This is a genomic window from Microbulbifer taiwanensis (genome assembly GCF_014904815.1).
Classification (GTDB): domain Bacteria; phylum Pseudomonadota; class Gammaproteobacteria; order Pseudomonadales; family Cellvibrionaceae; genus Microbulbifer; species Microbulbifer taiwanensis.
On sequence record NZ_JACZFR010000105.1, the window covers coordinates 1 to 858 of the forward strand.

The window sequence follows — 858 nt, forward strand, 5'->3', positions numbered from 1 at the left end:
GTTAGCTTTAGTCGGAAATAACCAATCAATAAGGAAGTTAAATGGTACGTTTTGAGAATTTATGGGAAAACTACCCAGATGATGATCCATGTGATGCAAAGAACCGGGATGGAGAAAAGCTATTTGGAAACCAGTGTGCCATTCGACTAAGTCATGCAATGAAAAAATCCGGTGTTAAATTCAACACTTTCCCAAAGGGAAGGAAGTGCTGGGTGCACCCTGGGGAAGAGCATATTCTCGCAGCGGCGGAGCTTGCTGATTGGATTCAAAATTCAAAAATTCCAAATATGCTTGTCACTGAAAACATTACCGGTGAAGGTTGGCGGGAAAAAGTAGAGTCTAGGAAGGGAATCATATGCTTCGAAGATTATTATCTCCGAGGAGATGGTAGTGGAGGAGACCATATCGACCTCTGGAATGGTAGAGCAATGACCGGAATCGGTTCATATTTTCGCACTCGGTTCAATATAGTTATTCCCAGTATTTGGTCTGACTTGGGAAAATCCAAGAAAATAAGGTTCTTTCCGGTAGCATGATGAAAAAATTACTTTGGTTTCTTGTCGCGTTCGTTTGCATCAGTATTGCCTATTTCTGCTTAGTATATTTAGCTGGGTGGGCACTGAGCTTGGCAGATCTCAGGCTCTACGATTCTGAAGCAGATCAGCAGCGTAATTTCAATATCGTAGTGTCCGGGTGGCTTCTACTTTCAATCGTGGGTGCTGCGTGGTTAAGTGCCCGGAAAAGCTAACAAAGCGCTGCAGGCCGACGTCTAACTTTGTGCACTTTTTGCGCGGTCGCTTCGCTCCCATTATCGCGCAAAAAGCGCACAAAATTAGCCGCGGCTGAGCGCGGCGTTAG

1 protein-coding gene is annotated in these 858 nt (G+C 44.9%); it reads left to right on the top strand.

Annotated features, from left to right (window positions below; all coding sequences use genetic code 11):
• Nucleotides 1-41 precede the first annotated feature (41 nt).
• Entirely contained in the window at nucleotides 42-536 is a 495-nt protein-coding gene (locus tag IG627_RS20695; RefSeq protein WP_193195221.1) for a T6SS effector amidase Tae4 family protein, read from the top strand.
• Nucleotides 537-858: the final 322 nt, after the last annotated feature.